This window comes from Bremerella cremea (genome assembly GCF_003335505.1).
Taxonomy (GTDB): Bacteria; Planctomycetota; Planctomycetia; order Pirellulales; family Pirellulaceae; genus Bremerella; species Bremerella cremea_A.
Genome location: NZ_QPEX01000034.1, coordinates 1 through 23344, shown reverse-complemented (window position 1 = coordinate 23344; position 23344 = coordinate 1). Strand labels below are relative to the sequence as shown.

20 protein-coding genes and 2 tRNA genes are annotated in these 23344 nt (G+C 53.6%); 8 read left to right on the top strand and 14 right to left on the bottom strand.

The annotated features are described in order from the left end of the window. Positions 1–214 precede the first annotated feature (214 nt). Positions 215–1171 (bottom strand): bestrophin family protein, encoded by a 957-nt coding sequence (locus DTL42_RS16950; protein ID WP_114370110.1) that lies wholly within the window; start codon positions 1169–1171, stop codon positions 215–217. A 558-nt stretch (positions 1172–1729) separates the two neighbouring features. Here DTL42_RS16950 and DTL42_RS16940 point away from each other — a divergent pair. After that, complete coding sequence (locus tag DTL42_RS16940) at positions 1730–2068, top strand: hypothetical protein (RefSeq protein WP_114370106.1); 339 nt, start codon at positions 1730–1732, stop codon at positions 2066–2068. A gap of 41 nt (positions 2069–2109) precedes the next feature. Here the strand turns inward: DTL42_RS16940 and DTL42_RS16935 are convergent, their stop codons facing one another. Then, positions 2110–3285: a P1 family peptidase gene (locus DTL42_RS16935; RefSeq protein ID WP_114370104.1), complete on the bottom strand. Its 1176-nt coding sequence runs from the start codon at positions 3283–3285 to the stop codon at positions 2110–2112. A gap of 528 nt (positions 3286–3813) precedes the next feature. Between DTL42_RS16935 and DTL42_RS16930 the strand changes: the two genes are divergently transcribed. Then, positions 3814–4494: a HEAT repeat domain-containing protein gene (locus tag DTL42_RS16930; protein WP_147274318.1), complete on the top strand. Its 681-nt coding sequence runs from the start codon at positions 3814–3816 to the stop codon at positions 4492–4494. Between the two features lie 446 nt (positions 4495–4940). Continuing rightward, the gene (locus DTL42_RS16925) at positions 4941–6071 is read left to right on the top strand and encodes a hypothetical protein (protein WP_147274317.1); all 1131 of its coding nucleotides are present in this window, start codon (positions 4941–4943) and stop codon (positions 6069–6071) included. A gap of 783 nt (positions 6072–6854) precedes the next feature. Here DTL42_RS16925 and DTL42_RS16920 read toward each other — a convergent pair. The 9 genes from DTL42_RS16920 to DTL42_RS16870 all read right to left on the bottom strand — a co-directional run bounded on the left by DTL42_RS16920 (position 6855) and on the right by DTL42_RS16870 (position 16203). Then, positions 6855–7742, bottom strand: a complete 888-nt coding sequence (locus DTL42_RS16920) for a hypothetical protein (protein ID WP_147274316.1) — start codon at positions 7740–7742, stop codon at positions 6855–6857. Between the two features lie 175 nt (positions 7743–7917). Then, entirely contained in the window at positions 7918–8706 is a 789-nt protein-coding gene (locus tag DTL42_RS16915; protein WP_114370095.1) for an AraC family transcriptional regulator, read from the bottom strand. Positions 8707–9066: 360 nt separating this feature from the next. Continuing rightward, a complete protein-coding gene (locus DTL42_RS16910; RefSeq protein ID WP_114370093.1) occupies positions 9067–9657 on the bottom strand; it encodes a hypothetical protein in 591 nt (196 codons plus the stop codon). Between the two features lie 335 nt (positions 9658–9992). Beyond that, positions 9993–10895, bottom strand: coding sequence for a BON domain-containing protein (locus DTL42_RS16905; RefSeq protein ID WP_158545435.1), 903 nt, complete (start codon positions 10893–10895; stop codon positions 9993–9995). Positions 10896–11212: 317 nt separating this feature from the next. Continuing rightward, entirely contained in the window at positions 11213–11638 is a 426-nt protein-coding gene (locus DTL42_RS16900) for a hypothetical protein (RefSeq protein ID WP_114370089.1), read from the bottom strand. A gap of 671 nt (positions 11639–12309) precedes the next feature. After that, on the bottom strand, positions 12310–12648 hold the full coding sequence (locus DTL42_RS16895; protein WP_114370087.1) for a hypothetical protein: 339 nt from the start codon (positions 12646–12648) through the stop codon (positions 12310–12312). Then, the gene (locus tag DTL42_RS16890) at positions 12645–13619 is read right to left on the bottom strand and encodes a hypothetical protein (RefSeq protein ID WP_114370085.1); all 975 of its coding nucleotides are present in this window, start codon (positions 13617–13619) and stop codon (positions 12645–12647) included. Before DTL42_RS16890 ends, DTL42_RS16895 begins: the two co-directional genes overlap by 4 nt. Before the next feature lie 962 nt (positions 13620–14581). Further along, a complete protein-coding gene (locus DTL42_RS16875; protein WP_114370079.1) occupies positions 14582–15487 on the bottom strand; it encodes an ankyrin repeat domain-containing protein in 906 nt (301 codons plus the stop codon). A 308-nt stretch (positions 15488–15795) separates the two neighbouring features. Continuing rightward, positions 15796–16203, bottom strand: coding sequence for a hypothetical protein (locus DTL42_RS16870; RefSeq protein ID WP_114370077.1), 408 nt, complete (start codon positions 16201–16203; stop codon positions 15796–15798). Between the two features lie 875 nt (positions 16204–17078). Between DTL42_RS16870 and DTL42_RS16865 the strand changes: the two genes are divergently transcribed. Both DTL42_RS16865 and DTL42_RS16860 read left to right on the top strand, forming a co-directional pair. Then, positions 17079–18038, top strand: coding sequence for a DUF1559 domain-containing protein (locus DTL42_RS16865; protein WP_199590164.1), 960 nt, complete (start codon positions 17079–17081; stop codon positions 18036–18038). Positions 18039–18146: 108 nt separating this feature from the next. Beyond that, the gene (locus DTL42_RS16860; protein ID WP_114370075.1) at positions 18147–18602 is read left to right on the top strand and encodes a hypothetical protein; all 456 of its coding nucleotides are present in this window, start codon (positions 18147–18149) and stop codon (positions 18600–18602) included. A 250-nt stretch (positions 18603–18852) separates the two neighbouring features. On the opposite strand, the gene DTL42_RS16855 is transcribed toward DTL42_RS16860, so the two are convergent. Next, positions 18853–19155 (bottom strand): winged helix-turn-helix transcriptional regulator, encoded by a 303-nt coding sequence (locus tag DTL42_RS16855; protein ID WP_114370073.1) that lies wholly within the window; start codon positions 19153–19155, stop codon positions 18853–18855. Positions 19156–19277: 122 nt separating this feature from the next. On the opposite strand from DTL42_RS16855, the gene DTL42_RS16850 reads away from it, so the two are divergent. Then, positions 19278–19922: an FMN-dependent NADH-azoreductase gene (locus tag DTL42_RS16850; RefSeq protein WP_114370071.1), complete on the top strand. Its 645-nt coding sequence runs from the start codon at positions 19278–19280 to the stop codon at positions 19920–19922. Between the two features lie 234 nt (positions 19923–20156). On the opposite strand, the gene DTL42_RS16845 is transcribed toward DTL42_RS16850, so the two are convergent. After that, complete coding sequence (locus DTL42_RS16845; protein WP_114370069.1) at positions 20157–20438, bottom strand: hypothetical protein; 282 nt, start codon at positions 20436–20438, stop codon at positions 20157–20159. Between the two features lie 170 nt (positions 20439–20608). Then, entirely contained in the window at positions 20609–22516 is a 1908-nt protein-coding gene (locus tag DTL42_RS16840; RefSeq protein ID WP_234824244.1) for a redoxin family protein, read from the bottom strand. A gap of 301 nt (positions 22517–22817) precedes the next feature. Here DTL42_RS16840 and DTL42_RS16835 point away from each other — a divergent pair. Together DTL42_RS16835 and DTL42_RS16830 are read left to right on the top strand one after the other, a co-directional pair. Further along, a tRNA-Ile gene (locus DTL42_RS16835) sits at positions 22818–22891 on the top strand. A gap of 46 nt (positions 22892–22937) precedes the next feature. Continuing rightward, positions 22938–23010 (top strand) — tRNA-Ala (locus DTL42_RS16830). Positions 23011–23344: the final 334 nt, after the last annotated feature.

Genomic DNA, 23344 nt, shown 5'->3' with positions numbered 1-23344 from the left:
TAGGTTACCAGAAACCGCAGAGCAATTCCCCCAACCCAGCACTCTGCCGCTGCAGTAGCAGTCGACTTTTGATCATTTGTCCGTCTGCTACTTTTCTGCTTGCGTGGCGAGCAAATGGTAACCGGCCTGACCTTTCAAGACAGCCGTGACTTAACCGCAGTCGTTCATGCTGCGAAGACTGCGGTTAAGAGTTGTTAAGACACGTAAAAGCGTGCTACAACACCACACCGTCGACTTGTTCCGGCTTGGCGGGCATTTGGGTTTCGCCGAGCATCTCTTTCAGGTTGCCTTCGATCGTCCGGCTGATCGCAGTGAGCGGGGTATCGCTGGGGCGGTTCTCGAAGGGGTCTTCGGTCGTTTCGCCGATTTGATCGAGGCTTAAGAAAATGAAGTTAATCAACAACGCCAGCGGAATGTTCAGCAAACCCAACTCTTCGACAAACGCAAACGGAACCAGCGTGCCGTGCAGATAAACGAACACCCGCGAGAAGAAACTGTACGGTCGCGGGAAAGGGGTGTTCTTAATCCGCTCGCTTTTCCCTTGGTGGTTGTTGAACTCGGTCAGCGTTTCGTCAAGCTGCACAAAGCGATAGTCCGACAGCCAGCCCTTTTGATAGGCTTCTTTCAACTCTTGCCCTTGGATTAACAGCAGATAGTTGGGCGGGTTATTTTTTCGCAGCACTTCGTTCGCTTCCGCTTCGGACAAAAACGGGCGAATGTCGGCGTAGTCGTTCGTAGTTTTCATCCATTCTTCGCCGTTCTCGTTGTAAGCGTGACGATGCCGCAGGAAAACCCGCAGCGCATGGACGAACGCGATATGGCGATAGATAAGTCGCCGCTGCCAGGCCGAAAGTTCTTCGTTCGGTTTACCGTCGGGATGTTGACTGAGGGTCAATACTTCACGCCCCCAAGCCCGACTGTAATTGACCAGCAGGCCCCAGATTTTACGAGCTTCCCACCAACGATCGTAAGCGCTGTTGTTTTTGAAACCGAGAAAGATTGCCAAGGCCGTGCTGAGTAGGGCCACCACGTTAAAGGGAACCGTCAACTTCTCCATGTCATACACGTGATGCAGCGTATACACAGCGATCGACAGAAAGACAAAATAAAGCAAACTCTTCCACGTATAGAAGAGAACGTGTCGCCAGTCGAGGTTCTTGTTGACAATCATCGGGGGCAATTCACCGCTGGTTACGAAGCTTCAGGAAACAACTTTGCCAGGTGCGTAACGCCTAGCCAAGTTAACTACAAAGCAACTCGCGTGCCGCCCCTTCAGCGAGAGAGATAATCTGGAGAGGGCACATCCCCCGCCCCATTCGCTACGCCAATGCGAAAGGAAACAGCAGCCCAACGGCTTGCCTGGTCGCCTGCCTGCCAAGGTGAACGCCGATTCCCAGCCCCTAGAGGGCAACCGTAGCTCGATATTTATCACGACGAACGCCCCTTCGGGGCTTAGAACTTTTTCAGAAACTCTCTACCAGGGGCTTCCGCCCCTGGCTATTGACGGCCGGCCCGTTGGGCCTTGGAAGGGCACGCCTTGGAAGCACTCGTCCTTGGGATAATAGCTCTCTACCAAAGGCTTCTGTCCCTGGTTGTTGACGGCCGGTCTGTTGGGCCTTGGAAGAGGCTCGCCTTCGAAGCACTTGTCCTTGGGATAATAGCTCTCTACCAAAGGCTTCTGTCCCTGGTTGTTGACGGCCGGTCTGTTGGGCCTTGGTAGAGACACGCCTTGGAAGCACTCGTCCTTGGGATAATAGCTCTCTACCAAAGGCTTCTGTCCCTGGTTGTTGAAGGCCGGCCCGTTGGGCCTTGGAAGGGGCACGCCTTGGAAGCACTCGTCCTTGGGACAATAGCTCTCTACCAAAGGCTTCTGTCCCTGGTTGTTGACGGCCGGTCTGTTGGGCCTTGGAAGAGGCTCGCCTTCGAAGCACTTGTCCTTGGAATAATAGCTCTCTACCAAGGGCTTCTGTCCCTGGTTGTTGACGGCCGGCCTGTTGGGCCTTGGAAGGGGCTCGCCTTCGAAGTACTCGTCCTTGCGATAATAGTACGTCGGTGGGCGTACCCGTGAAAAACAATCCGGGGCAGCGGCGACCTAGCACCTGGCAACACCTACTCGGCGAGCATCTGTTCTCGTTTCTGAAGCAACGTCCGTAGCGGTTCCAGTGGCAAGGCTTCCACCGTGCGGGCATCGCGGCCTTGCATCGTGTTCGCTTTGAGCAGGGCGTTGTAGACCGCTTCTTCGGTTGATTCGAGCGCCGCTTGGAACAGGGGCGAGACGGCGTCGTTGGGGAGTGTGGGCTGGGTTTGAACTTCTTCTTCGCCGTAAGCGACGCGGAGATCTGGATGGGTTGAAAAGGCGATCGCGAAGTCGCCGCTGCCGTTGGTATACGACGAGCCAGTCCGGGCCAGGCCGAACAAGGCCCGCGCGGCGAGGCGTTTCAAATTTCTGGCGTCGAGCGGGGCATCCGTCGCGACGACGATCATGCACGAACCGTCCCCTGGTTTCAGCGGGGCAGGGGGGCTGGGCTGTGGTTTGTCGGCGAAGGCATGTTTGCCCATCACCTTGCCCAGCGGAATACCATCGACCTGGAGCACGCCGCCGAAGTTCGCTTGCACCAGCACACCCACCGTGTAACCGCCGTACTGCTGGGGGAGCACGCGACTAGACGTACCGATGCCTCCCTTCCAGCCGAAAGCAATGCAGCCGGTGCCAGCCCCGACGTTGCCTTCAGCGACCTGGCCCGAGGTAGCGGACTCGATCGCCTGCATCACATGCGCGGTGCGAACGTGCTGCCCGCGAATATCGTTGAGCCCGCCATCGTTCGTTTCGCCGACCAGCGCGTTCACGCTACGAACGTTCTCGTTGCCTGGCTGAGCGAGGGTCCACTTCACCACCGAGTCGACCGCCGTGCCGACCGAAAGCGTGTTGGTCAGAATGATGGGCGTTTCAAGGTTGCCAAGTTCTTCGACCTGAGTCGAACCGGCCAGCTTGCCGAAGGCGTTGCCAATGAATACGGCCGCTGGCGTCTTCTGCTGAAAGAGGTTCCCTTCGTGCGGAATGATGGCCGTGACGCCGGTGCGAATGTTGTCTCCTTCAATCAGCGTGACCTGACCGACCTGCACGCCAGCGACATCGGTCACGGCATTGAACGGCCCCGGCGCGAACACGCCAGGAGCCACCCCCAAGTCTCGCCCCCGAGGACGCGACGGCGGCTCAGCAGCAGAAACGACGTGAGACAAACTGGTCATCATTCCTAACAGCAAAAAACAAACACGAAGGACCATCGACAGCCTATCCAGAAGCAAAGTATTCCAAGTAGCCCCGGGAAAAAGGGACCACTTGCAGCGTAGTCTACCAAGGCGGGGGATGCCATCCACCAATTGCGCAAAGGGGAGGCTATGATAGCGAAGAATCCACCGGGTGCTCCGGGCATCTTGCCCGGGTTGGGATGCCGTTTCGCTTGCCTTAAGGCTAAGCTTGCTAGAAGATGCTGGGCTCTGATTTCAGTGCAGTAGAAACCAGTCTGACTCTGGCTGGTTGCTTGTCTGGTTGGGCATGTCCCTGCTTCCCAGACACGGGCCAGAGGCACCGTGGCACACAAAGAGATTTCATTCGCCAGCGCCAACCGCCGATCGATCGAAAAGTGGGGTTACTGAATGACTTTGGGGCATATATGGCAGGAAATTAGGAGCAGAAGAATATTTGGACTCAGTATTTCGGTAACATAAGAGTCAGGTATAACGGGTTCTATGAAAAGCTGAAAACACCTAATCCTGTAGATACAGGTGGCGACACATTTCCTAAAAACTGGATTGAAGAAATTTATTCCGATATGTCGGGAAACCGTCCCAAGTCCTGAAGAATTTAAAGTGAGAAATATGGAAAAGGGACAACATCGCAAACGTTGGGTGAGCGGACTCGCACCCCTGCTGTTTTGCCTTCTGTTCTTACTTTTGTCAGAGGTTTCGGGTTGCGCTGAGTCTCGCGAGGAAAAGTCGAAGCGTGTTGACGCCTTGGGTGAGCGCGTAAGAACCGGTGAGGACGGCGTAGAGGCGCTTGCTGAACTTGTCAGGATTGCGCACTCTAATGATAGCTTTGCTGCGTCTCGTGCTACGGGTGTTATCGGAACGTTGGGTGAATTGGCAGCGCCAGCTGTTTCTGAATTGGTGTTACTGTTGGGTTCGGAAGATGGGTACGTTAGACGCGAGGCTGCACTTAGTTTGAGCCGACTTGGACCAACGGCCGCACCCGCGCTCGATCGACTCGCACAAGAGGTGCGCGATGCAAGTCCAGGTAACGATTCTACGTGGTTTTCTGCACAGACGATCGGAAACATCGGAGGAGAAGGGGTCAAGTATTTGCCGCTCCTTCGTTCAAAACTTGGAAGTGGCCCCTCTCAATTTGATGATTGTTTGAATGCCGCGATAGATCAGCTTGAGAAGGAACTGGGTGACTCAGATATCGGGGAAAGTAAAGGTGAAGGGGGGCATTGATTGGAGAAGAAAAGGGTGTCCGGAATTTTTTGTCTCCGCCGGGTGCGCCGGGCATCTTGCCCGGGCCTGGCTACGGTTTCGACTCCCTGAAGCCCACGACTACCAGAAGATACTTGGGCTCTGATTCCAGAGCAGCAGAAACCAGTCTGCCCCTGGCTGCTTGATTGCCTAGTTGGGCATTTCTCAGCTTCCCAGACACGGGCCAGAGGCACCGTGGCACAAAGAGAGGTTTCACTAGGCAGTGCCACCTGCCCGAGGACTCCCTGATGCCTCATGTTGCCCCATTGCCGTGGCCCTGTTCATGTCTGTGTCAGTAACTCGCCTGGTATTTTGCACACATGCATCACCACGATAAATTCTCGCACTATTCATTTTTCTGAAAAAAAGTAATACTGGTATTCGCAATGCCAGGACGTACCTATTACCCGTGTTAAGGACCCAGTTCAATGAACAAGCGATATGCAGCATCGCATCTCTTGCGAGGCAACACACACTCATACTGGAGTGGCGGGCAGAAGCCGATTCACGGAACCACTTTTAGCTGTCTATTCCATCTTGCAACGCATTGCCAGTTGCTTCGGCAACTGAGCTTAAGAGCATGCATCTTCTTGATCGGCTATGTTGTTGCTACCACTCTAGCGCCTCTCCCCTTTTCCCTGGCGGTAGACCTCTCTTCTCGTTGCCATGTACCGATTAGCGGCCACGTCGAATACATGCGAACTACAGTCAGAGAGGTCGAAGGCATTACCTTCACTTCGATTGAAGATGTCATAAAGTTCTACGAAAAGTACGAGTCATTGAGAGTCCAAGAAACGAAGCCATCGTGGGAGTTTTTGGATAAGCTTGACTTACGCCTTCTGGAAATGCCGCAACCAAAGATTCCACAAGGCATTAACCCTTTAAACGTTCCTAAACAACGGCCTTGGATTCGCACCGAGATCTATTTTGACGGAAGTAGCAAATCCATTTCTGAGTACTTCGCAAATAACGAAATACGCCAAGTCAAGACCCCTCAAGGTGCCGCATCTATTATCTATCAGGGACAGGCAAAGCAAATTACCCGTACAACGGGAAAGGCAATCCAATCCAGGGAAGGCGTCGCAGAGTTGTTTTCGCGATCGGACGCTTGGTTCAACGGGAACGCAACTCAAAGACAGGTTGGAAACTTCACGATGTATTCGATTGACAGAGGTGTGGCAACACAGCACTTCCTCATACACCCGAATAAAGACTCAATTTTCGCTCGCGTAACTACAAAGAACTCGACAGGTAAGCCTCATATAATTGCATTTCATTTTGATCATCGCGAGGCAGAAATTCCAGTACCACATAGCGTTCCATCCCTCACTTTTGAATTACGAAAAACATCGTTGCCAAATCGTTGGAACTGCAGAGTCTATTTTATCACTCAATGTGAGCTAGATATTCCGATAGCCAATTCTAAGTTTTTCGTTTCTGCCATTCCCGGCGACACGTACATTGAAATCGACCCTATCAATGGAACGACGGATGTCCAAAAGATCAGCAAGCCATACTCAGATATACTGATTAAGCAATCACCCAAGATTGCCCAATAGGACACAGCCCCCGCCATTGAGGTCTGCGCCACGAATCCAAGACGGGCGACCAACAGAAGCCCCTCTTGGATTCGTGGCAAATCGGTCCGTTGCTATGTTGGATTACCGGCGCAGACATCAATAGCCTGACTGGCGGGGATCACTGGAGCATGAGGGGATTGTTAGTGATGGCCAATATTATAGTGATTGCTGCCATTGCGTTCATTGTATTGCATAGAAGGATCTCCCAGTAGGCACCACTGCAACATCGCTATGCCCCGGCTGCTCCGGGCATCCTGCCAGGGTTTGGATACCGTTTCGATCCTCTCAAGCCCACGACTGCTAGAGGCAAACCGGCCACGGATTCCAAAGCAGCAGAAACCAGTCTGACTCTGGCTGCTTGATTGCTGGTTGGGCATGTCTCAGCTTCCCAAGACACGGGCCAGAGGCACCGTGGCACACCGAGAAGTTTCATTAAGCAGTGCCACCCGCCCGCAAAGGGAATGCTATGAGAGAGAAGAATCCACCGGGTGCCCCGGGCATCTTGCCCGGTCTTGGGATGCCGTTTCGCATGCCTGAAGGCTAAGAGTGCTAGAAGATGCTGGGCTCTGATTTCAGTGCAGTAGAAACCAGTCCGACTCTGGCTGGTTGATTGTCTGGTTGGGCATGTACCAGCTTCCCAAGACACGGGCCAGAGGCACCGTGGCACACAGAGAGATTTCATTCGCCAGGGCCACCTGCCCGCCCCCTCGAACGTAGCCGGGGGCGGGGCAATCGCCAAGGAAACTGGACGCCCTCGACTTTCTAGTTCTCTCTTTTGTGTTTGCTAATCTTCTTTGAACTCCAAACTTCAGAGATTGAAAGTTCGCGTGCCTCCTCTCGTTGGTAGCAATCTTCTATAACGTCTTGGAAGACACGATTGATGGCCGACACCCACAAAGGGATGTATATCGTGTCTAGTCCGTTTGATGCCGCAAAAAACTCATTTAAAACGTGTCGCGTGTCTTGAATCACTGGAAGCAGGTAGAACAGTTCAGGCCCTTCTGGCTCAAAGATGCCAATTTCTAGCATAAGATTGAACAATGGTTCGGAGTCTCTTATTAACTGCACTTTCGCATCAATTTCGGCTTTTACTTCAGCACTCTCGTTGCGTTTGTATTGGTAGCGTCTTTTCGGATCACAGGCCAAGGCGAAAGCTACTTTCAGGTCGATCTTATCTAGCGACCTATCCCAGAGTCTATTAATGATATTGCTAATCTCCTGCGACTTTAGGCGACGGATAAACTCGATTATTATCATCCGTCGAGAATGAAAGTGCAGTGTTTCGTCAAGTTCAAGCCTATCTATATGTGCTTGTGTCGACTTTGCTAGTTCGTCCCGTTGATGGCTAAACTCAAACGCTTGAAATACGATCGCCAGGACCGCCGCGAGCATTGCCACTCCAGAGAACCATGCATTCACAGATCCAAAGGCGTCGCCCTGCTGTGCAATTTGCTCCAGACCTTTTGATTCATCAATATGCCGCTGACTCTGTTCAAGAATCATACTGCGATTCATCTCAACGACTTGCCACCATTCATATCGAATGTAACAAAGTACTGCGATGCCGAGAGTCGCTATTACGAGGTAAGACTTCCATCTGTTTAGCCAGTTCAGTATTGGCCACAAGTACTTCTTGTCGATGTCTTCCACGCCGAGAATCCCCAAACCAAAACAACAAAATCAGTGGCCCTATTCTCGTTCGGGGAAAAGAGGAATCAAGCCGGGTGCCCCGGGCATGTTGCCCGGGTTTGGATGTGGTTTCGATTCTCTGAAGCCCACGGCTACTAGAAGAAGCTGGTCTTTGAAACTCAGAGAAGCAAATCCCTTAGTCGACCTTCGCGCGCCGCCAGGCGCTGGGGGTTACGTCGCGCATTTTGCGGAAGGCGCGGTAGAAGGTTGATAGTTCGGCGAAGCCGCATTCGAAGGCGATCGAGGTGATGGGGCGGTCGGTGTTTTCGAGCAAGCGGCAGGCGTGCTCGACGCGGAGCTCTTGGACGTAGTTCAGCCAAGTTTGGCCGGTGATACCACGGAACAGCTGCGTGAAGCGGCGGCGGGGGATGCCGATACTATTCGAGGCGTCGTCGATGGTGGTCGCTTCGAAGAAGTGCGTATCTAAATGGCGAATGTAGGCGGCCATCTCGTCCACGCCCGGTTCTTGCGACAAATCGGCCATGCCATCCGACTTGGCGACCTGATGGCAGGCGATCAGCGAGAGAATCTCTAGCCCGTTGGAAACCATTGCCAACGGGGTGAGCGGGCTGTTCTGTAGTTGCTGAAAGAGTAGCCGTCTCAGGCGACGTTCAATCCGCTGAGCAAAGTGAGTCTGGCGAGGCAACAACCCCAAGGGAAGCGAGGCGATCGCTTCGGTATCGAACGCCAAAAGCGAACGATGAATGCACAGCACGTAGCACGAGATCGGCGAATTGGGGGAATCTTCCACTCGGTTACGGCGGCCAGGTAAAACGACCACCATGTCGCGCGGGGCAACCTCGTACGTTTCGTCCCCAACATGGGCTTTGCCGTTGCCGGCAATGACGTACAGTACTTTGACGAAATCGTGGACCCGAAATTCCATTTCGAATTCAGGGCCATGATGACTCTCTAAGATCAACACTCCCCACGACGGGAGCGTCTCGTCTAAAGCGCGGTTTGTAAGCGAAGGGGACAAGTTCACCGTGGGCCCTACCCGGGTCGAAGGAGAGTTTCTCTCCCTTATGAATTATTGATCTCTACGCAGGCAATCTTAATCAGGTCAGGTGTTTTACCACGAATTCCGGGGCTTCTGTTAGCCGTCATCGCTCGGCTGATAGCGTAATTCTTCATAAAATCGTGACTACTATACCCCAGAATTGGTGATCAATAAAACATCTGGAGCCCAATTTAGCCAAGATAAATTCAACGAAAACACAAAAAAAGCGTCGTACCCAGGTTGGATACGACGCTTTGGTTGTTTCGTTTGGCGGACCGAGGCGGCTTACAGGGCCGTGGGGGTCGGGCCGACCGGGCCTGGCAGGTCTTCTTGAATGTTGCCGACGCGGTGCAAGTGGTTGTGGTCGATGTAGATCACTTCGCGGGCGTCTTCATCCCGAATGGTATGCGGGAAAGGCCAGCCAACTCGGGTCACTTCGGTGTAATAAACGGTACACTTGTAGTGAGCGTGGTGCAGTTGAACCGGACCAACCAGGGGCATCACTCGCGGAGGATCGACATAGTCGGCGATCTTTTCCTTGGTGATTCGCACGTTGTTACGTTGAACTTCGTGCAGGAAGGGCATGCCGCCGTTGACTGGGTGCGAACGTTCCAGCGACCGCATCACTTCGTCGTCGCTCGGAGGATCCAACGCCACATGGGGAGCTCCCGGAGCAAGTGGGCCCAAGACTGGGGCTCGCTCGTACCGTTCGTGGTTGTGGAACTGGTCTTCCTTCATCTGCTGATAGTACGGGGTAACCGGAATGGGAAACAGCAGCGGGCCAAGGTAAGGGCCTTGGGTCGTACAGCCAGTGCTACCAATTGCAGCCAATCCCACACCCAAGATCAAGCTGAGCTTCAGAATGCTTCGTTTCATCGTTTTCCTCAATGGCTTCCAGGGCGTTTATAGGGCTGGGCCCCTATTCGTTCGACCCGCCGGAGATCCACTTCTCTCCACGAAGTGGGCACTTATCTGTTGATTAGTTATCGTGTGAAGCTGTAACAAACTTGCGGCTTTTTCCGCCTGGCGCGAAATTTCCAGCAATACCATCGCTAGCAACGCATCACACTTTGCTGGCATGGCTGTTAAGCCAGCCAAATCAGGCAAAGAGCACAAAAAAAGCCTTCGCCAAAACTGGCGAAGGCCTGAGAGAACTCCCCCTGGAGGATGTTTCGTTCGCAAGCAATGTGCGAAGCGATTCTCCTCGCTGCCTAGAAGGCGTTGTGACGACGAGCTTTGAAGTCGAGCGTCCACCAGCCGTCTTTCCATTCCATTTCGACCTTACGCCATCCCAGCGGGACTTGGGGGTAAGGATAGAACGGACCGATGTAAGGCCAAGCTTGTGGCGAGTACTGACGCGGATAGGTCACCGCGGCGTAGTTCGGGTAGGCCGCATAGGCTGGCCAAGCGTAGCCAGGCATGTGCGGGTGATCGTACCGAACGGGACGATAGTAGCCACCTTGTCCGTACTGGGCCGGATAGTACACTGGCGGAGCAACCATGGGCTGCTGAGCCATGTTGCCACGAGCGTTGGTGTTGGCGGCAACCTGGTAAGCAGGCTGCATCGCTGGCATCGGCCGAGCTTGCTCGGATGCCGGAACCGGACGAAGCTGACGCAGCGGAGCGGCAGGCGTGGGCTGGTTGGCCATCACGCTTTCGTCGGCAGCCGGACGTTCGGCACTAGCCGGCTGAACTGGCGAAAAGCTGAAATCGCCTTGTGGCTCTAAAGCCACTTCTTCAAAAGCTTCCTCGGTCAAATCGGCGGCAGCCAATTCGCGAGGAGCCGAAACAGGTTCGGCCGGAGCTTCCAATTCAGGAGCGGCGACCGTATCCCCTTCAATCCGGATACCGTCCACCACACGCTGGACACCGGAAACACGACGTGCGATATCAACCGCAACATCATGCTGAGCCGGATTCGAGACGTGGCCTTCCAGCCAAACGACTCCTTCCTCGACTCGCAAGCCAATGTTGAAGCCCTTCAGGCTACCTTCGGACTTCTTGGCTTTAAGCTGGTTCACGATGGACTGGGTAATTTCTGCATCCCCACCCATAGCGATCGCGGGCAGGGCCATCATGGCCGCAATCATCGCGAATTGAAATAGACGTGACATCGTCCCCCTCCTAGGAATATTCTCTTCACGCTTAACGTACTGCGATCCGATCCGGCCCATTTGTTACTGGGAACAGCTGGGGCCAAAATCTGTTAGCAATCCGCTGGATCGTCTAGCAATAGCGCAGAAACCGATCACAACGGTCCTGCCTTCCCTTAATTCGGCTAACGATTGGCCCGAAAGGCAGTGTTTTTTCGATTTTGACACTTAAAAGGGACGAATCGACAACGGTTTAAACAACAGTCAAGATCAATCGGCGCATAAAAAAAGCCCCCACGTGGTGTGGAGGCTTTTCATCTATCGGTGGTATCACCTTATTAGTGATGCTTTGGGCTACGGGCCGACTTGAAGTCGAGGTACCAGTAACCGTCGTCCCATTCCAAGGCCACTTTCTTCCAACCTGGTGGAATCTGTGGGTACGGATGAAACGGGCCTGAGTAAGGCCAAGCCGCCGGAGCATTCGTCCGCGGGTAATCCATCGCACCGAAGTTAGGATTCGGGGCGTACTGTGGATAGGCATAGCCTGGCAGGTTCGGCTGATGGTGATGCTGGAACATCCCATGATGCCGTTGCTGCGGAGGGCAATAAGCACCACCGTAAGCCTGACCTGGCATGGCGGCATTGTAGTTCACCAGAACGGACTGGGAAGGAACGCCTTGCGGCATGCCTTCTTGCGACAGCCCTGTCGCTGGCACAGCGAAGGCGCCAAACACCAACGCGAAATAAAGGACTGACAAACGCATCGCATTCTCCCGAAATTGCGCGGCAAAGTATTGCGCTGTTCCGAGCACTTCCAGGCAGACGCTTACCAACCGCGGCACGCGCGATCTACCATCGCTCGGGTCATAGACATAAGTTGACCTAGCAAGGTGTTTCGGCAGATCGACCCGTCCGACCGAAGGAAATTTTCCAATTCTGCCAGTCGTAGCACAAATTCCGGCCAATTGGTCTGTACCCCCCAGCCAGCCCACGCCCCCTCAGCAACCGGCAAAGTCTACGCAAACAAACCAGCTTCACAAATCGAACGCAGGGCAGGGGAAGCCAGCCAGCAGTCAACCTTCCACCCTACGCCCCGAACGTCGCAATCAAGCATAAATCGCCATCCAAGACGCGAGCCCAAGAAAAGCACGCGGGCCCATGGAGGTGTGCGTGAGGTATCTCGGTGGAACCGTGGAACCTGACCGGGTGCCCCGGGCATGTTGCCCTGGTTGGGCTGCTTGATTGCTGACGGACCATATCCCTGCTTCCCCAGACACGGGCCAGAGGCACCGTGGCACACCGAGAGGTTTCATTCGCCAGTGCCACTGAAGTGCCCCAAAATTCTGATCCACAGTTATAAGAGTTCGGGTTGGGTAAAAGGTAGTGCAGTCCCTCAATAACATGGCACGGTGTTGAATAGTCCAGTCGGCCCATTTCAGTCGAAATTGGGGTATTTTTCCCAATAGTGCTTTCTCATGTATTCAAGGGCATTAGCTGGTGTGCGTGTCATTTTATTCTCCACTACCCAGGTGGGGAAAAGCCCACGGTCTCCGCCAAGGCCAATCGTGTAATGGATTCTCATGGCCAACTCCCACGATAGCTCATGAGCAATGAAATTCTCGACATAGGGGATATCGAATCTGCGAAAATACTCGGCGATCATATCAGAGGAAGCACTTTCCGAGTGCCCAAAGTATTCCGTCAGGAAATACTCTGTTATTTTCAGGATGCAGGTACTCTCTGCGTCGAAGTCGTTTTCTGTTTGCCAGCTCATTTGACCAATCCCTCGTTGAACAAACGTATGGCCCGATCCTTCCAACTGCGGCAGGCAGGATGAAGAATGTTGCCTCCCAAGGAAGGAGCAACAAGGGGCTCCGCTTCCCATCGCCGGCCACCCCAGCGGTTCCAAGCATCGTAGGTTGCCATATACGAATTAGCTAAGTCATTCGGCTGCGGTATCGTGGTCATATCTCCCGCTGGATTGTACGCCGGTGTTGCCCAGGAAGTGCCGACCAACTCTGCAATATCGGTAATCTCATTCACATCATTCGATGTGCGGGTCTGATTCAGGTCCCAGGTTCCATCGCCGTTGGTGTCCTCCAGGTATTTCTGCCAGTTGCCGGTGGCATCCAATGACCAGCATTCGGCCATGGATTGGTTCGTGATGGCATCCTTCTGGGCATTCAGCGTACCTCGCGACATTTCTTTCAGGCGGTGAACTCCGTCGTAGTGGTTTAGCTCGTCGAAGGGCTGGCTCAGCGAATTGGCTACCACGTTTTGTCGCCAGGTGCGGTTGCTCGCGCGGTCGTAGCCGTACTTGATGCGGTCCACGTCGGCGGAGCTACCATAATCGTACCAACGGTTGTCTTTCACGCGTCCGAAACGGTCGAGACCGGAGTAGATGTCGCCTGTGTCGGCGTCATTAGAACTTGAGAGATCGACAAGCGTCCACTTGGTGTCAGGCTGCGTATAGTCGGCAATCACAAACCCTTGGCCGAAGGGAGAATCGACCGATTGGGCGGAGCCTCCCATGCCGAGATACGAATAATCGACTAGGTGGGTACTTGAGCCATCATCATCGATGAGCGAAGCAACCCGGCTGGCCGCGTCGTCCATCCCGTCGGCCGCGCCGTAATCGTACGTCAGCACCCGCCCGTTGGGATAGGTGAGCGTCGTCGGCCGGATCGTGTTGGCCGAACCGTTGGCGTAACCGTATTGGACTTTGGGAGAGGTTGAGATGTTCACGGCACCTCCGTGGGCCTGGTAGTCGGTGATCAGTTGGCTGAAATCATTGTAAGTGGCCTGCTGTCAAGAATCTGTCTGGCAAAGCAAAAATCCCTGGCATTTAACCAGGGCTTTTCAGTGTTTGCTGCTCGTGACTGAGATTCGCCTGTTAGGGATAGCTGGAAGGCACAGGCACACGGAAAGGGTTGTGTCGTCAGTGCCACCCCGCTGGAGCATTAGCAGCTCTTTCTATTATAGGCAAAATTTGAATCAGTCTTTCTTAGCTCTGTGGATTTGATGGTTCGTCATTTTGCTTCGCTAGACGCCTTGCTCTTCTCGCGTTCCGAAATGCGGAGATGCTAGCGCAAGCAAATAATATACTAACCGCCAAGAATGCCAGCATGCTTGTCATTCTTGAGTCTGTGATTGCAAGAGCCAAGGATCCGATTGCCATCACAAGTGCCACAAAACCAATTAGAGTTTGCAATCCAACGTCATTGAGGTAGCTGTCTTCTTTCATGATCACCTTTCACTTTGTATCTATTGTTTGGCTAGCACGGCAGTGGCACGTGAACATGGTCTCACGAGACCATAACTTCCGGAATTTCGATCTCGTCGGTTCGGCAAACCTTGCTAACGAGTCACTTCACGCCGGGTGCCCCGGGCATCTTGCCCGGGTTGGGCTACGGTTTCGATGCCTAGAAGCCTACAAACTGCGAGAGGAAGTTGCCAACGGAATCCAGAGCAGCAGCAATCAATCTGCCTCTTGGCTGCTTGCTCACTGGCTGGCCATGATCCAGCTCCCTAAGACACGGGCCAGAGGCACCGTGGCACACAGAGCGGTTTCATTAGGCAGTGCCAACCGCCCGAGTCCCCTCCGCTACTGTTCGAAAGTCGTGGGCTATCGCATATCCGAGAAGAGGGCTTAATACAGGTTTTAATTTGCCTTCGTTGGGTTACGTTATTGCTAACGCCAGTAATCGTTAAAGCAGCGGCAAGATGTATGTACGGGCTGATCCATCCTCGCAGTAATCTATTGGAGAATTTCCGTTCTTGTCCTGCACGCGAGTGTCAGCACCGCGTTCAATCAAATACCTTGCGGCACGTGTCTGCCTGCTTGATAACGCATGCAACAAGGCCGTTTTGCCTACCGAATCCTTTTCATCTAACTTGGCTCCACGATCTAACAAGATGCGGACTACATCCAAGGCCCCAGCGCGACTTGCCAGCATGAGCGGGGTCATCGCATCGCCCGCTCCGTCCTGGATATCGGCTCCAAGATCAAGAAGAAACTCCACAACTTCTGGCTGCCGCGAAGCTGCTGCCCAGCCGAGAAGCGTGTAACCATCTTCATTCGTTAATGCAGTTTCGTCGAATGAAATTTGGGAGACTCGACTCATGTTCCCTTGTTCGATTGATAAAAAGGGCTCTACCGTCTCACTCCAAAGCTGGATTGCCGGATCCAGCGGATAGTGGAGCCCCGCAAGAAATTGTTCAAAGTCTGTGCAGACAGATTCGATATCCCCTTGTTCGTGGTTATAAAGGCAGACCTCAGCGCTGGGACTCTTGAGATTGATACAAATCGGATTCCCTAAGCCATCATCTGCGATAACTAGCATCGATTTAGGGAGCTTCCACGAATAGACTTTTCTTCTAGCCCCAAGATCCAGATAGTCGAATGTTGCGTTGAGAGAATAGAACAGACGAATACCCAATTCGGCTTTATAAGGGCCAAAGCAGACATCAACAGGAAAGCTGCCTCCATTGGTAGTCATCAGAAAGTTGCGGTAAGACAAAGGGATTTGCAGTTTGAATTGCTTTTCAAACTTTGTGATATCGGTATGAGAAGCAGAAGGAAATGAATCTTGAATTCTTGGAATGGGTGTCATTGTCTAATCACGACCTCCTTCAAATTGAAATCCTGCGCCGGGTGCCCCGGGCATCTTGCCTGGGCTGGCTACGGTTTTGATTCCGAGCCCCCTATTACTGCAGCAGGCAACAGATTCCCGAGACGCAGTAATCAATTGAACTCCCCACAGCTTGCTCACTGGCTGGCCATAGTCCAGCTCCCTAAGACACGGGCCAGAGGCACCGTGGCACACCGGGAAGTTTCATTAGGCAGCGCCACCTGGCCGATTTCATAGGGCAGAATTGAGCCATTTCACGGAAAGGGTTCCGTAGATAGTTGCTACTCGCCTTATGTGTTGCTGAGATACCAGTATTTGTCGACCTTTACGAAGGTCAACGATTTCTTGCCGTCGATTTCCTGCTTGAAAACGAAGTTGGCCTTCGTCCCTGCGGCATCCAGTTTGGGCTTGGTTCCTTCGATAGCCTTAAGGGCTTTGAGTACTCGTGCGGCTTTTCGCTCGTTAAAGCTATTGACGAATTCATCCATGGATTTGCGAGCCGTGATCATTTTAAGATCCGCAGGGCTCACAAACTTTGTCAGGAACTCTTCGTACTGCTCCGCTTCCAGAAGGCGAATTCCTTCAGGGATGGCGGTCGCGAGTGTCTCGCGCGGGTCCGCTGCGGCATCTTCCCCCCAGGCCACCGCAGCGAAAGCAAGTAAGAGGAAACTAACGAGCGATAGGCGGATTGACGGCATAAAAGAACCCCTGCGAAAGAAAATAGACAAATCCGTTTATTGATGTCTGCGCACGCAATCTAACATCGCAGCAGACCGATTTGCCACGAATCTGGGGCTTCCGTTGGTCGCCCCTCTTGGATTGGTGGCGCAGACCTCAATAACGTTCAATATTGAACTGGCTATACCAATACGCAAGAGTCTACTGGCGGTATCTGTCCGTTGCAAACTTTGACGGAGAGTGCCCAACAACCGCAGAGTGCTCCCTCGAAGCACCAGAATTTGCCGGCACGCTTGCTTGCCAGCGACGATTGCCCAGCGAATTAGCAAAACAGGTTAACCGGCCCACCCAGGCAAGATGCCCGTTGGCCCCCGTAGGAAGAAGCTTGAGCTACCCAAGCGATTCGTCTTCTGCCCATGCCTCTATCCGCCGGGTGCCCCGGGCATCTTGCCCGGGTTGGGCTACGGTGTCGTTTCGTAGAACCCTACAACCGCGAGAGAAAGTTGCTAACCGACTCCCCGGACGCAGCAAACAATCGAACTCCTGGCTACTGAATTTCGGGCTGACGATGTCCCTGCTTCCTAAGACACCGGCCAGAGGCACCGTGGCACACAGAGCGGTTTCATTAAGCAGTGCCCCCGCCGAAACAGCGGGTTAACGCAGTTTGCGTTGCGTTAAATGAAGGTTTTATGAATTCACGCAAGAGGCGGTTGTTAGCACTTCCGCACCGGCGATAGCACTGGCTAGACTTTGCCAAATACTTTCTAGGGTAAGCATCTTGTCGGTGGTTACCTTCGCAATTTTTAACAGCGACTAATAGCTTGGTGCATCCCCTCTTTCACGGAGAACGAGGCGTGTCCAGGCTTCCCATTCATGTGCTGAATAGGTATTTGTAGTGCGTAAAACATTGGTTACCCGGAGTGGTTTCACCCTCGTTGAATTGCTGGTGGTTATCGCGATCATTGGTGTCCTTATTTCGCTGCTCTTGCCGGCTGTGCAACAAGCACGTGAAGCGGCTCGCAGAATGCAGTGCCAGAATAACTTGAAGCAGATCGGTTTGGCGCTGCACAACTATCACGGCACTTACAACAAATACCCTTCCGGCAATTACGGAATGGTGAATTCGGCGGGCACCAAGTACTACGGTCACGGCTGGACGTGGCAGGCAAGTATTTTGCCATTCATCGAACAAAAGACATTGTCCGATGCGATCACCGGGCCCGATGGATTCGGTAACGAAAAAGGCGATCAAAACACCGGCAGAACTCAGATCCTGAAAGCAACCATTATCAACATGCTATGGTGTCCTTCGCAGCCCGATGTCACCAATGGCGCGCAAAAAAATGGGTACCAGCCGTCCAATTACAATGGCAACATGGGTACTCATATCGGTGCTTCTGGTGACAACTGCAAAGGCGGGAGCATTTCGACTCTCTCCGATATGATGACGAATGAGTGGGGCTGCATGAATGGGGACGGCATTTTCTACGTAGACAGCAAAACCCGGTTTGCAGACGTGAAAGACGGTTTGTCCAACACGATCGTCGTTAGTGAAGTCCCTGATTCAGGCGGCGACACAATGGGCCATTTCTCATCTGGCTGCGACCGACGTGCCGTGTTCTCTGGTGGTGCTGACGGCAATCCGCCCAGCGAGATGACGGAATACTTAATCGCAGCGGAAGGCAACGACCCGATCAACGGCGGCAGCGAAGAGGCAGCCGGTAGCTGGCACCCAGGCGGAGCCAACTTCTGCATGGGAGACGGCAGCGTTCGCTTCCTTTCGGAAAACATGGACATGAAGACCTACCAGGGCGTTAGCACCCGTGCAGGTGGCGAAGTCCTGAAGGATTACTAATCCTTAAAAGTCTGCGGAAATGAACCAGCGCCGCCGCACACCTTGCAGCGGCGCGGTTGCTGACTGAATTCTCGATAATCATTCAATACACATTCTGCGAGTTCTCTAGTGAAATCGATACAAGCTGGCTGCTGGACGATAGCCTTATCGGTCATCTTTCTCAGCGTAACCGGCTGCGGCGGGACGAGCGATCAACCAGACCTCGGCCAAGTAACCGGAACCGTCACGCTGGATGGAAAGCCGCTGAGTGACACGGCGATTGTGTTTTACCCCGACAGTGGTCGCCCGGCCCGGGGCCTTACAGACGCCGAAGGGAAATACGAGCTGATCTATATTCGCGATACGCGAGGAACCAAGCTGGGACACAACCGCGTTGAAATCGCCCCGAGCGAAGAAGCGGAAGATGAGGACGAAGAGGAAACAGACGAGGACACCCCCCAGGTCAAACGTCCCGCCAAATCCAAAAAGCCCAAAATTCCGGCCCGGTATAACACCAAGACCGAATTAGAGGCAGACGTGAAGCCAGGCGATAACACCTTTGACTTCAAACTAGAGTCGAAATAACCCGAGCGACTCTGCCAGGGCGAGGCCTGCTGGCCATTGGCCTGACCCCAAAAATCCATTTCTGCTACTCGCCGTTTCTGTAACTTCCATCCCGGTTGACTGAGCCGGGAACAGGTCTTCAGGCAGAGTTTTGGGGTTCACCGGTTTAATAGAGTGTGCAGCGGTTACCAGGGTGGTTGAATCGCTGCCGCCGTGCAGGTGCCGATAAAGCGGCAATACCTAGAGCTTGAGCTAGAAACCGTATCGCCAGCTAATCTGCTTGCTGAGACGCGATAGCATGCAGCTGCTCGACTTCGTCAACGATTGCTAACAAGCGTTGGCCGAAGGGTGTTAAGCGGTATTCAACCCGTGGCGGAATCTCGGGGAAGTTCGTTCTCTCGACGATTCGATATTCAACCAGCCGCTTGAGTCGCTCGGAAAGCACTTTCGCGGAAATGTCTTCCAGGGCCCTTTCTAGCTGGCCTGGCCGTTGAATACCTTCGCCGATTCGGCGCATCAAAGCGACCATGTAACGGCAGCCCAGGCACTTTTCAAAAATATCGGTGGTGTCCATAAGGCCATATTCGCATAGTCGTCCTGAAAAGTAAGTACCCCACAAATTTGTTCCCAGTTGCTCGATCACGATCAGCCCCGGAGTATGAAAGCAAATTCAACCGCTACTTCGGAGGTACCTCGATGCATCTGCTACACATTGATTCCAGCCCACGCCAGGCCCGCTCTCACACACGCCAACTTACCGCTTCGTTTATTGAAAAGTGGCGAGCTTGCAGCCCGCACGATACGGTTACCTATCGAGACTTGGGCCTGAACCCGCTCCCTCATGTCAGCGAAGAATGGATAGCGGCCGCGTTCACTCCTGCCGAATCCAGGACCGCTAACATGCAAGCCGCGTTACGCCAGAGCGATGAGTTGGTAGACGAACTACTGGCGGCCGACCTGATTGTGGCCGGAATACCGTTTTACAATTTCGGCATGCCGAGCGGCTTCAAAGCCTACGTTGACCAAATCGTGCGGATTGGTCGCACATTCGCTTTTGATCCCCAGCAACGAGATTCCCCTTATACATCGCTGGTAAAGGGAAAACGCATGATCGCTTTGATCTCGCGAGGAGACGGCGGCTACGAACCAGGCGGCCCTAACGAAGCGATGAACCACCTCGATCCGCACTTACGCACCGTGTTCGGCTTTATCGGCATTACCGATATCGAAATCGTCGCGGCTGAAAACGACGAATGGGGAGGCCCAGCCCTAGAAGCTTCGCTGCAAAAAGCACTCGAAAAAACGCGACAAATCGCCGCCCATCGCACTCCCGCTTTCTAATCCAGAGCAGGGAAGGGGGGCTTTAGTCGCGATGCGAACCATCGCTAGGTGCCGTCTCGACGCACCCGAGTTTGCGGCACGCTTGCCAGCGGCAAAAGCCCAGTGAAGCAGCAACCGGGTAAATAGTCTCACCCGAACAAGATGCTCGGGGCACCCGAGGGGAGAAGGTTTACAGTCAAGCTGGCCCCAGTAGATTCCCTGTGTGCCATCACGCTCGTTGATTCGACTTCTCACTTAGATATGCCGCGTCGGCTGAGTGGGCCTCGGCTCGAAGACACACAGCACGGCTAGCACGACAAAGACAATCGCCCCGGCCAGCCAGAAGCCTGAGCCGCTGGTGATTTCGTGGACCAGGTGAACGGTCATTACCAGGAAGCAAGTCACCGAGCAAACCTGAGCCAATTGCTGATTGTGAGCGTCGCGGGCAAAACGCAACCACGCCACACTAGCAATCGCACACAAATAGATCAGAGCCGCAAACCACCAAACTTGTAGTGGCACGTAAAATGGAAACATCCGCTTTCCAATCCTTGGAAGTATTCTTCGAATTCCTTTCGAGAAGGCCAGGTTTTACTAAAGTCGAGGCATTCCCACCAGAGGAATCCGCTGCTTCGCACAACGAAAAAGGGCACATCCCGAACCACGAGAAGTGCCCTTAAGTTGTTATCGACATTCATCGACCAAAACTATTTGATCAACTTGCCGAGCTCGTCATCCAATTGCGAGATGTGCAAGCCACGGCTAATCACTGTCCCGTCTTTGCCGATCAAAATCATCGTTGGCAGCGTCAGCACGCCCATATCCAGGGCATACGGACTGTCGAGGCCGCCATCTTCGTACAGTTGCGGCCAGGGCAAACGATTGGCCGTCAGAAATTGACGTACTTCCGCTTCGCCTGAATCGAGACTAACACCAACCGGCTGAAAACCACGCGCCCCATATTTGGCCTGGAGTTCGCGAATCGTCTTCATGTCTTCAATGCACGGCTCGCACCAGGTGGCCCAGTATTGAATCAGCACGACCTTTCCCTTGAGGGTAGACGTGTCCAACTTCTTACCGTCGACCGTCGTGCCCCGCAGGACGTACGGCTTGCCCACGGCGTCTAAGCGGCGGATTGCCCCTTCGGCTTTGTCACCTAGCGTGCTGCCAGAAAAGTCGCTGCGGATGCGGGCATACCACTTTTTGGCATCCTCTTCCTCACCCGCAAATTCGTGCGCGATTGCCAACTGCATCATCGCTTCGGCAGCATCGGCACTTTTGGGGTAGGTGTCGATGAAGCCTTCCAGCTTTCCGAGCCAGGCTTCCTGAATCTTGGTGTAATCGGCCTTCGGATCGGTGAACTGCTGCGTATAGGCCGCACTCATTTCACGGAAGCGAACATAAGCTGCCAAGTCAGACTTAGGCACTTGCTTCTCGATATCGTCGGCTAGGGCCTGTAGCTGACCAATTCCCTGGGTCAGTTCGCCTGTTTGAATCCCACCACTCAGGGCGTCGGCCAATTGCTTGATCCAGTTCTCACGCATTTCCGGATCTTTGGCGGCCCCGATCACCTTTTTAATGACATCGATTCGCTGCATCGCCAATTGTTCGCGCTGCTGCGGGCTGGTCGCTTGGGCCATTTGCTGGTCGATCTTTTCCAGCTGATCCAACAACTGCTGCATTTCAGCCCCCATGCCCACATTACCAGGCACGGCAGACGAAGCACCGTTGTAGCTAACCGAGAAAAACGAACCCTGAGGGGCTGTCGCCACGTCAGCGGAACCAGCGCTACCGCTCGGGGCACCGATTAAACGCCAAGTATCACCAATCCGGACCAACGTTCCCAGTTCGACCTGACCATGCTGTCCGTCGGTTTCGAGTACGGCGATCGCGTTTTCGTAAACAATCAGATCTTGAGAAACCCCTTCGGTGCCCGCCGGTACGATGCCTGGCCGGGTAGCCCCAAAGTGAACCCAATTGGTGCTCTTATCAATCGCCTTCTGGGCGCGGGCCCAAGCGACGAACGCTTCTTCGCTGTTGGCGACCTTATCGGTAATGTCTTTGGCCCGCTGACCGGTCAAACCGAGCGATTTGAGCTCTTCCTGGGTAGGAATCAGCGAGAGAAAGCGATCGACATCGCCAGTTTTGGCGGCTTCGACCAGTTCCGACGAGACTTCTTCGGCGGAAATCATCTTCCACCCATCTATTTTGCCATCTTCGTCAACATCGACACCCCAGCGGGTTCCAGCCATCCCCAGCCAGCGATACTGGTCGGCTTTACCGTTGAAGTCGCTATCGACGTCGCGATAGACTTCGACGCCATCTTTAAAATACGACCACTGATCGACCTTTTTGTCGTCGTTCGTGTCGAGAAACACACGTAAACGCTCGCCATTAGCACCGGTGACAACCCAGCCGGTGGCATTGCCGATCTTTTCAGCGGCAATCGTACACTGAGCAATTTGTTCTGCACCGGGCCGTTGGAACTCGACATCCGGTTGAATAGGCTGCAACTTCAGGGCTTGTTCTGCGGTCGGTCCTGCCGCAAATGCAGCCCCCCCACTTAAAGCCGCCAACCCCAGGGCCATCGCCCATCGAGCCGTATGACTCTTCATTCCACACATCCTTGTCTCTAAATAGTGTCGCAAAAGCTGACAGCAACTCGTTCATTGCATGCGATAGCTAAGCCAGATTATCTACAAAAGGGCGAATGAATTCACCCTCAGTTTTTTTAAACCTGATATGGGCGTTTTCCGCGAACATTCCCCGTGTTTTCGGGTCCTTTACCCCAGAACCTTACCTATACGCGAAGAATAATCGAGCGGTTCTTACACTTTTCGGCAAACCCCCGTTTGACAGATTGGTAAGCCTCGCTAGAATTTGCTACTTCCCGTTGAGGCAATGGTCTCAACAAGGGGGCACATAGCTCAGTTGGTTAGAGCGCGTCGCTGATAACGACGAGGTCCCAAGTTCGAATCTTGGTGTGCCCACTAGACAACCTTAGAAGCGTATTCTAAAGTAGTCGATCCCAAGAAGGGGGCTGTAGCTCAGTTGGGAGAGCATCTGCTTTGCAAGCAGAGGGTCGCAGGTTCGATCCCTGTCAGCTCCACTTTCGAGGCCAATGATCTGCGTCAGATCGGCCTCGAAAAAATCTCTCGAAAGTTTTTTCGAGGGGCCCTTTACAAAGCGAAAACGCCGAGTAAACTTTGACGCTTCCCAGTTACGAAACACTTCACTGGTCGCAATGAAACGGAGTTCATTCAACTCTCTTTCATTCCGCTCAGCGGAGTAAGACAAGGCCTTCAAGCCGAGTCTTTTTGATCTTTGACAATTTGGTTGGTAGATGGCATTTTGTGTGACGAAGTGCTGTTTGATTGAGTTGCTTGTCGCTTGACGAGTAACGCAACGAACAAAGCTTTGTCGCCTAAAAACGATGCAATTTC